This window comes from Neisseria sicca 4320 (assembly GCF_000193735.1).
Taxonomy (GTDB): domain Bacteria; phylum Pseudomonadota; class Gammaproteobacteria; order Burkholderiales; family Neisseriaceae; genus Neisseria; species Neisseria sicca_E.
Map to the genome: position 1 here is coordinate 1 of NZ_AEPF01000059.1, position 8,883 is coordinate 8,883.

Sequence of the window (8,883 nt, forward strand, 5' to 3'; positions counted from 1 at the left end):
GGCTTTTTGTTTTTTGATGAGTCAAACTGTGCAAATCATATTGCCCGTTGGGCAAATAGAATAGACAATTTGATTATGGACAATTTAAGTCCTGATTATTTTAAATTAGCCAAATTTTAAGGCATTTATTTGACAGGTAATTAGAGCATACTCAAATTACCCATCTTGTCCCGTATAAGGAGCAACAGTGTTTCCCGATAAATATAATCTCAGCCTGAAAGAAAATATCTTTTTGGCCAAAAAGGTATTGGTTGCCCAAATCCACAATCTAAGCCGGTTTGAAAACTGTCAGACAACTTTGTTGCAGACCGAACAGATTATCAACGGGCAAAATATTGCCTCAGTATCCTTGAACGATATTCAGACCATCCTAAATCTCAAGCGTGCCTATCAATATGTGATACGCCATATTTCAGACGGCTTTCCCGTTGACATTTCACTGTTAAAAAAAATCAACAGTATCGTTGCCCAAGAAGATTCATTGGCTCCCGGAGATTTTCGTACCGGCACAGTCGGCGTTACCCTAGTTGATGGATCGCGCCATACGCCGCCAGCCATGTCGGAAGTTGAAGTACAGAACCTGTTTGGTCAAATTGAAAACCAAAACCATTCGACCACTAAAACTGCCATCCGATCCATGTTGGTCTTTATGCGGCAGCAAATTTTTTGGGACGGCAACAAACGAACGGCCACGCTGTTTGCCAACGCGCTGTTAATAGAAAAAGGTTGCGGTATTTTGGAAATTTCCGAACTGCAAATGCCTGAGTTCAACGAAAAACTTTCAGCTTTCTACCGCACCGGCGATGATTCCGATGTGGTCGCCTTCCTGTATCAAAACTGTATTTTCGGTATCGACTACTGAGGCTAACAATGAAAGCAGCGAGAATTTACCAACGTGTCAGCACCGAAGAACAAAATCTCGAGCGGCAAAACACCCTAATTGAACAAGCCAAGGCAGAAGGTTACTACATTGCGGGGGTCTATAAAGAAAAGGCCTCTGGCGTCCGTGCAGACCGACCTGTGTTGAATCAATTGATTGCAGACTTGCAAGAAGGCGACGTGATCATCACCGAACATATCGACCGCATCAGCCGTTTGCCTTTGGCAGAAGCGGAAAAACTGGTCGCTCACATCCGCGAAAAAGGTGCGTTCCTGTCCATTCCCGGCATAATCGACCTGAGCCAAATCCATGCCGATTCCGAAATTGCCAAAATCGTTTTGGACAGCATACAAACCATGCTGCTCAAAATTGCCCTACAAACGGCCAGAGACGACTATGAACAACGGCGTAACCGTCAAGCCGCCGGCATTGCTGAGGCAAAAAAACAGGGACTTTACAAAGGCCGCCAGGCAAATATCCAAAAGCATAAACTGATTGTCAGCCTACGCCAAAACCATACCCTTCAAGAAACGGCCGCTCTAGCCGGATGCAGCGTATCATTAGTCAAATTGGTAATGCGGCAACACAAACAATCTCAAATCTCAAAAGAGGAATGAAAATTGGCTACATTAATGCAGAAAGACGCTCTAATCGAGCGTGTTGCCAGTGTACAGGCACTTATTTCATTCAAAACTCCCTATTCTGATGTGCGCTCGGAAGACCAAATGCGCATTACTGAGTTGCGTGGTTTCCTATACGACACCAAACCTGAAAATATGGACTTCGATCGAATAGCGGAGGAGTGTAATATCTTGTGTCAAAAATATGATGCTATACCTTAAAAACTCAAGAATAAATAACTATGACGAAATATCATACATTCTATTAAAAACTGAACTAAGTACTTGTTCTTAAGTGGTAAATTTAGAATTAAATACCATCACATCTTATAATTTTATGTATAGAACTGTCTCTAAAAGGTAGATACTACCGTGTACGGACATCGGGCGATTATTAAATTATGCCGCAACCTTTGATGAATTACTGCCTACTATTGTTATATTTAACCTGGTATAATGCAGTTCACGCTACTTATAATTCATAAACAATAATCTCACGTTTCTTAATTAAAATTTACAAGGCATAGAATGACACAATTGCGTTTTCTGGATCTTTTTGCTGGCGCAGGCGGACTTTCCGAAGGATTCATTCAGGCAGGTTACAAGCCCGTTGCTCATATTGAATCAGACAAGGCCGCCTGTTTTACTCTTCAAACTCGCATGGCTTATCACTGGTTAAAATCCGTTGATAAACTAAGCTTATATGTTGACTACTTAAAAGGGGAATTAAGCCGTACTGAATTTTATAAAAATATCCCTGATCATATTTCAAAGACGGTAATTAATAAAGAAATTGCAGAAGATTCTTTAAAAACAATTTTTAGTCAAATTGATGACTTACTTGAAAATTCTTCTCTTGATCTGATTATAGGTGGTCCTCCATGTCAAGCTTATTCTTTGGTCGGCAGATCATGCGACTCTAATAAGATGCTTGGTGATAAACGTAATTATCTATACAAATTTTACGGTGAGTTTCTAAAACGTTACCAACCAAGATATTTTGTCTTCGAGAATGTAACGGGACTTTTGTCTGCAAAAGATGCTGACGGAAGATATTATTTTGAAGAAATGAGGATGCTTTTTAAAAAGTTAGGATATGAAACAGAATATCGCATCCTTAATGCAAATGATTATGGTGCACTTCAAGCTCGTAAAAGAATTATCCTTATGGGTAGAAGAGGAGAAAAAACAGGATTTTATCCTCAACTAGAGATTGAAAGACCCAACGTGTGTGTCAATGAAATATTTTCAGATCTTCCTGTAATTCATGCAGGAGAGGGAAGTGTGCGCCCATGTAAGACGAAGAAATATTCCGGTCAATGGTTGTATGATTCAGGTATAAAAAACGATAACATCCCTGTTACATGGCATATTGCGCGTCCGCTGAATCAACAAGATTCAGAAATATATCGTATGGTAGCAGATCTGTGGAGCAAGGAAGGTAAAAGGATGGAATATAATGATTTACCTGAAAACCTTAAAACTCATAAGAATCGTACCGCATTTGCGGACAGGTTTAAAGTTGTAGCAGGTAATTTATCCTCATCTCATACAGTATTAGCTCATCTTGCAAAGGATGGGCATTACTATATCCATCCAGATCCCAAACAGAATAGATCAATCACTCCTAGAGAAGCTGCACGGCTCCAAACTTTTCCAGATGATTATTATTTTGAGGGGTGCACTGATAAACCAAGTAGAGCCGCTGCATTCAGGCAGATTGGTAATGCTGTTCCAGTTATACTGGCAAGAAAAATTGCAGAAAATTTGAAGGAGAATTGGCATGAGTGAAAATGCTTATAAAATAAGACCGGCTGGACGACATTTATTAACCATCGGTAGAGATCTGATTCAGGACAGTTATGCTGCTATCGTTGAGCTTGTAAAAAACGCTTATGATGCGGATTCAAAATCTGTGGAAATACATTTTAAAGCGACTGAAAAACCATCAGAAAATATAAGTGGCAATCCTGAGAAAAGAATAGAGATTACTGTCCGTGACTATGGCCATGGGATGTCACAAGATACTGTGATTAACAAGTGGATGGTTCCATCAACGCCGGATAAGCTTGAGCGCAGAACAAGTCCGGATGGTCGAATTATGCAAGGTCGTAAAGGGATAGGCCGCTATGCTGCATCTATGCTTGGTTCTACCTTATTACTAGAGACAGTTTCAGAAGGTGCCGAAAAAACAACAGTTTTGGTTGACTGGCGTGATTTTGAAAAATCTGAATACTTGGATGATGTTGAAATTTTAGTTGAAAGCCACTCAACAAAAGAACCTCATGGAACTACTTTAACAATCGAAGGTGGACAGGATTATTACAAAGAATGGGATAAAAATCAGTTTATTAAATTAAATTTTGAATTAAAAAAACTGATATCCCCAGTGCAAAATTTAATCGATAAAACTGCTCAGGACTTTCAGATTCATCTGAAAATCAGTGGGTTCTCTGATTTTGAAGATATAGAGGAGACCATTGCCCCATACCCTATCTTTGATTTATTCGATTATAAAATTTCTGGGAAAATTGAATCAAATGGCAAAGGTACTCTGACTTATGCTTTGCAGAAAGCAAGAAATACAGTAGACGAGGTTATTTTATTTAATTTAGGAGAGCCTACTGGTTGTGGTGATTTAATCTTTGATATCCGTGTTTACGACAGGGAAAAAGAATCAATAGAACAATTAATCCACCGCGGTCTTAAAGATAGTAATGGCAACTATGTTGGAAAATTGCTGGCCCGGCAGATTCTTAATGATTCTAATGGGATTGGAGTTTATCGTAATGGATTTCGGATTCGCCCCCTTGGAGATCCTGAATTTGACTGGTTGAAGCTCAATGAAAAGAGAATTCAAAAACCTGCTCAAAAAATTGGTAGCAACCAAGTAATTGGTTATGTACTAATTGGCTCTGAGGAAGAATCGGATTTAATAGAGAAGAGTGCAAGGGATGGTTTGCGTGATAATAATGCTTATAAACAATTGCAGAAGATTACAAATGATGTGATTAAAGAGCTGGAATTACGGAGATTCAGATTTAGGCGTAAAGCAGGATTAAGTAAGCCTGCACTTAAAGTTGAAAAAGAGCTTAATCGGATTTTTTCTTTTGATAATTTAAAACAAACTGTTCATAAAAAATTGATTGCAGGGGGAATGAATGAAAAATCAGCAGAAGAAGTTATTGAATTGATCAGTAAAGAAGAAGAAGAAAAAAGCCAGACAGTAGAAGAAATCCGTCAAGCTATTGCGACTTACCAAGGGCAAGCAACTTTGGGGAAAATTATGAATGTGGTTTTACATGAAGGCCGAAGACCACTAAATTATTTTCGCAATGAAGTGCCTAGGATTGACAGATTTATCAATAAATTCAAGGAAACAAATAATTTTAAAAATATAGAAGAGATCGAGTCAATTGCGAATAATACTGTTTTAAATGCCAAAGCATTTTCTGACCTTTTTTTACGACTTGACCCTCTTGCCATGGGAAAACGCCCAGCTAAACGACAATTATCTATAGAGAATGAAATTTCTAATTGTTTTGCAATATTTCGTCAACAAATGGAAGATAAGGGCATTAAATTCAAAATTAGTGGAAGTGCAATTATAGAAGCATGGCAACAGGATATTGCTGCTATATTTATTAATCTTATAGAAAATAGCATTTTTTGGCTGTCGGAGAAAAATACTGACATTAAGGAAATTATGGTCAATATTATTACTAATGAAAATTCCTTAAGTTATATAGATTTTCGTGATACAGGTCCTGGGATAGAATCCAATCTTATTGAGGATAATCTTATATTTGAACCTCAATTTAGCACTAAACCGGGTGGTACAGGTATCGGTTTGGCAATTGCAGGTGAAGCTGCTGATAGAAACGGGTTGAAACTTACAGCTTTAGAATCTACTACCGGAGCTTATTTTAGACTTTCTACAAAAGGGGATGAAAATGAATAAAATGACGTTAATTCTTATCGAAGATAACGATGATGAGGCGCAATCTTGTCAAAATGCTGTAAATGATTTTAATGATGAGCACAAAAACAAGGAGTGGTGTATTCAGTTAGTAACTCATAACAATATAGAGGCCGCATCAAAAGCATTAGAGAGTTCCTACTTTGATGGTGCAATTATCGATATGAAATTAGCTGATTCTGGCGATGAGGGGAATCAGGCTTTGGATGTAATAAGACAGCATTTAAAACGGATACCCGTAGCAATATATACTGGAACGCCAGATGTTGCAGATAACTCAGATGATATTCCTTTAATTGACGTATTTAAAAAAGGAGATGCAACATATAAACAGCTTATATATAAATTTTGGGATATTTACAATACTGGATTAACCAAAATAATGGGAGGGAAAGGTCAAATTGAACAAAGTCTAAGTCAAATTTTTATAAAACACCTTCTTCCTAGAATTTCACCGGCTAAAATTTCACCGGAACCAACAGTTTCAGAAAAGAGTAATTGGGTTTATTATGCAGAAGAAGATCCGGATAACACGGAAAAAGCCTTACTGCGCCATACGCTTAATCATCTCATTCATGAATTATATAAAAGCAGTGAAAATTGCTACCCTGAAGAAATGTATATACATTTGCCAAACCTAGAGCAGGATCAAGTAAAAGTAGATACAGGGTGTATTTTACAAAATAAAGATAACAATAAATTTTATATTGTTTTGAGTCCTGCTTGTGATTTGGCAGAGCGTGAAGAGGGAGTATGCAATACTGATAGAGCATTACTGGTTGAAATTCAAATGCTTGAAGATATTTTATCTGATGACTATTTTATTAGTAATTGCCATAATGGTAAAAAACTTAAAAAAAGGTACTTGAAAAGTAATTCTGAGTCTCCAAGAGAGTATCTTTCAAAGCAACAAGATAATGACTTAATAAAATACCAAAGAAATACAAAAAATTTATATTATTGTTGGCTTCCCAAGACTAGTTGTTTCAATAATGGAGCTGTCATTAATTTTAGAAGAGTCTCTACATATTCTCAAGAAGAGCTAGATAAGTCTTTTAATAGCCCTGTTATTCAAGTAGCCAGTCCGTTTCTAAAAGACATAATATCGCGATTTTCATCCTATTATGCACGACAAGGGCAACCTGATATTAATATAAATCTATGATTTCAATTCTTCAATAATGAACATAAACGGGCTGTCCGAATATTCGCGACAGCCGTTTTTTTCTGTTAAAATGATTTCGTTACAAATTCAAATATAGCATCATGGATGAAATTCCTAAAAAACGAGGTGGTCGTAGAGAAGGAGCTGGTCGAAAAAGTAAATCCGGTGAAGCAACGGCAGTAAAGCGTATTCCTGTGTCGCTGATACCGACGGTGGATGCTATGATCGCTTCTACTGCCCTCCCCCTAGGTAGCTTGATACCTGTCAATCGGAAAAAACTCAAGATCCCATTTGCACTCGAGAAAATACCCGCCGGTTTCCCCTCTCCGGCGGAGCCATATGTTGCTGACTATCTCGATTTTAACGAATACCTTATCACAAACCCGTCTGCCACCTTCGCCGCACGTTCCGGCGGATATTCCATGCTCGATGCGGGTATCGGTAAAGACGATATTATGATCATTGACCGCTCTAAAACGCTGAAGCACGGCGATATTGTGATGGCCGATGTCGGCAACGAGTTTACAATCAAACGGCTGTACAAAGTTCCAGGCCGCAAGCCCGAGCTGCACTCTGAAAATTCCTCCGGCGAGTTCCCGGATTTTGTACCAACCGATGAAGACACATGGTCGGTTGTCGGTGTTGTGACTTTCGTCATCAAAGACGTGCGTCAGGGGGGCTGACATGTACGCACTGATAGACGGCAACAGCTTTTACTGTTCCTGTGAGCGGGTATTCCGGCCGGACTTGAAGAACGTCCCTGTCGTCGTCCTGTCAAACAACGACGGTTGTGTGGTCGCCCGCTCTGCCGAAGCAAAGGCTCTCGGCATCAAGATGGGCGAGCCGTATTTCAAAGTAAGGCATTTAGTAACACAAGGCCGTCTGAAAGCCTTTTCCAGCAATTACGAACTCTACGCCGACCTATCCCGTAGGATGATGGAAACCATCGCCGGTTGTGTACCGGCGGTTAAAGTCTATTCGATAGACGAATGTTTCGCCAGTATGGACGGTATCGATAACCTCGCCGAACTCGGCCGCGAAATCCGTCGCCGTGTATTGCAGTGGGTCGGTATTCCTACCTGTGTCGGCATCGCACCCACGAAGACACTGACCAAGTTTTGCAACCATCTTGCCAAACGTTACCCCGATCACTTTGGGGGAGTGGTGGTTTGGTCAAATTGGAATGAGGCTGTCCGCCTTCGTGCCCTGCGCAGCCGGGGTGTTGATGAGATTTGGGGAATCGGGGGGAAAACGGCGGCCAAACTGGCGGCGCAAGGGATTTATACCGCATTGGACTTCGTTCGTGCAGATACCGCTACCCTGCGCCGGCGATACGGCGTGGCGGTCGAACGGACGCAGCGCGAAATGCAGGGTATTGCCTGTGATGGTTTGCACCCCGAACCGCAAACAAGGCAGAATCTTGTCCGCAGCCGCAGTTTTGGAACGTGTATCGAAACGCCGGAGGCCTTGCAGGCGGCGATTACACATCACATCAGCTCGGGGGCGGAAGCCTTGCGTCGTGACGGACTGGCGGCTTCTACCGTTACCGTATTCTTACACACAGATTTTTTCCGAGAAGAAACCCCTCAATACCATAAGAGCCTGAGTCGTAACCTGGCCGTGCCGACAGCCGATACCGTTATCCTGAACCGCGAGGCGCAAAATCTGTTGGCGGATGTTTATCGAAGCGGCTACCTCTATAAAAAATGCGGGATTGAATTGCATGGGCTGAAACCAGCCGGACAGGTACAGACTGACCTTTTGCAGTCCGAAACTAACAATCCGGTCATGGAGGCATGGAATAAAATCAATCGTCGGTACGGTAGAGGCCATCTGCAACTTGCGTCAGAACTATTGGCCAACAACTGGGAGATGAATAGGGACAGATTGAGTCAATGCTATACCACACGTTTTGTTGATTTACTCATAGTTTGACAGAGGATTGTCCCTATGACCTTATCAAATTAAAGATGGGCGGTGACATATGGAAATTTCAAATGAAGTGTTACGGCATATTTCATTTATCCGGTAAATTTCCTGCCATGCCTTATGCAATAAAATGTTCCGCACAATTGGGGGGGGGGCTTTCAATATCCGGTATCGGTAAAAATAAATTTTTCGTCGGTTACACCAAATCCTCAAAAGCTCGTCTTCGTCATTAATCACGATATGCTTCAGAATCAGTCCTTTTGAACCCACAGGAAGCAGGTAACGTGGATCAGGGTTATCAAAGTGCCGT

General features: G+C 40.6%; 8 protein-coding genes and 1 pseudogene. 8 read left to right on the top strand and 1 reads right to left on the bottom strand.

Annotated features, from left to right (window positions below):
- Nucleotides 1–187: 187 nt before the first annotated feature.
- From NSCA4_RS0106665 to NSCA4_RS0106700, 8 genes are all read left to right on the top strand, one after another.
- On the top strand, nt 188–862 hold the full coding sequence (locus NSCA4_RS0106665) for a Fic family protein (protein WP_016687415.1): 675 nt from the start codon (nt 188–190) through the stop codon (nt 860–862).
- An 8-nt stretch (nt 863–870) separates the two neighbouring features.
- Nucleotides 871–1,497: a recombinase family protein gene (locus NSCA4_RS0106670; protein WP_016687416.1), complete on the top strand. Its 627-nt coding sequence runs from the start codon at nt 871–873 to the stop codon at nt 1,495–1,497.
- A 3-nt stretch (nt 1,498–1,500) separates the two neighbouring features.
- Complete coding sequence (locus NSCA4_RS0106675) at nt 1,501–1,722, top strand: hypothetical protein (RefSeq protein ID WP_255265286.1); 222 nt, start codon at nt 1,501–1,503, stop codon at nt 1,720–1,722.
- Between the two features lie 306 nt (nt 1,723–2,028).
- Nucleotides 2,029–3,291, top strand: a complete 1,263-nt coding sequence (locus tag NSCA4_RS0106680; RefSeq protein ID WP_016687418.1) for a DNA cytosine methyltransferase — start codon at nt 2,029–2,031, stop codon at nt 3,289–3,291.
- Nucleotides 3,284–5,461 carry an ATP-binding protein gene (locus NSCA4_RS0106685; protein ID WP_016687419.1) on the top strand — a complete coding sequence of 726 codons (2,178 nt, stop codon included), beginning with the start codon at nt 3,284–3,286 and terminating at the stop codon, nt 5,459–5,461. Before NSCA4_RS0106680 ends, NSCA4_RS0106685 begins: the two co-directional genes overlap by 8 nt.
- Nucleotides 5,454–6,644, top strand: a complete 1,191-nt coding sequence (locus NSCA4_RS0106690; RefSeq protein ID WP_016687420.1) for a response regulator — start codon at nt 5,454–5,456, stop codon at nt 6,642–6,644. The genes NSCA4_RS0106685 and NSCA4_RS0106690 overlap by 8 nt, the downstream gene beginning before the upstream one ends.
- A 101-nt stretch (nt 6,645–6,745) precedes the next feature.
- Nucleotides 6,746–7,327, top strand: a complete 582-nt coding sequence (locus NSCA4_RS0106695; RefSeq protein WP_029609598.1) for a LexA family protein — start codon at nt 6,746–6,748, stop codon at nt 7,325–7,327.
- 1 nt (nt 7,328) lies between these two features.
- Nucleotides 7,329–8,579: a Y-family DNA polymerase gene (locus tag NSCA4_RS0106700; RefSeq protein WP_016687422.1), complete on the top strand. Its 1,251-nt coding sequence runs from the start codon at nt 7,329–7,331 to the stop codon at nt 8,577–8,579.
- Nucleotides 8,580–8,603: 24 nt separating this feature from the next.
- On the opposite strand, the pseudogene NSCA4_RS15755 reads toward NSCA4_RS0106700, so the two are convergent.
- Nucleotides 8,604–8,883, bottom strand: a pseudogene (locus NSCA4_RS15755) (hypothetical protein); the annotation flags it as partial.

Bases quoted from the DNA above. Each gene is read 5' to 3' on its own strand.
- NSCA4_RS0106695 (WP_029609598.1), top strand. From the start codon at position 6,746: ATGGATGAAATTCCTAAAAAACGAGGTGGTCGTAGAGAAGGAGCTGGT.
- NSCA4_RS0106700 (WP_016687422.1), top strand. From the start codon at position 7,329: ATGTACGCACTGATAGACGGCAACAGCTTTTACTGTTCCTGTGAGCGG.
- NSCA4_RS0106680 (WP_016687418.1), top strand. From the start codon at position 2,029: ATGACACAATTGCGTTTTCTGGATCTTTTTGCTGGCGCAGGCGGACTT.
- NSCA4_RS0106670 (WP_016687416.1), top strand. From the start codon at position 871: ATGAAAGCAGCGAGAATTTACCAACGTGTCAGCACCGAAGAACAAAAT.
- NSCA4_RS0106690 (WP_016687420.1), top strand. From the start codon at position 5,454: ATGAATAAAATGACGTTAATTCTTATCGAAGATAACGATGATGAGGCG.
- NSCA4_RS0106685 (WP_016687419.1), top strand. From the start codon at position 3,284: ATGAGTGAAAATGCTTATAAAATAAGACCGGCTGGACGACATTTATTA.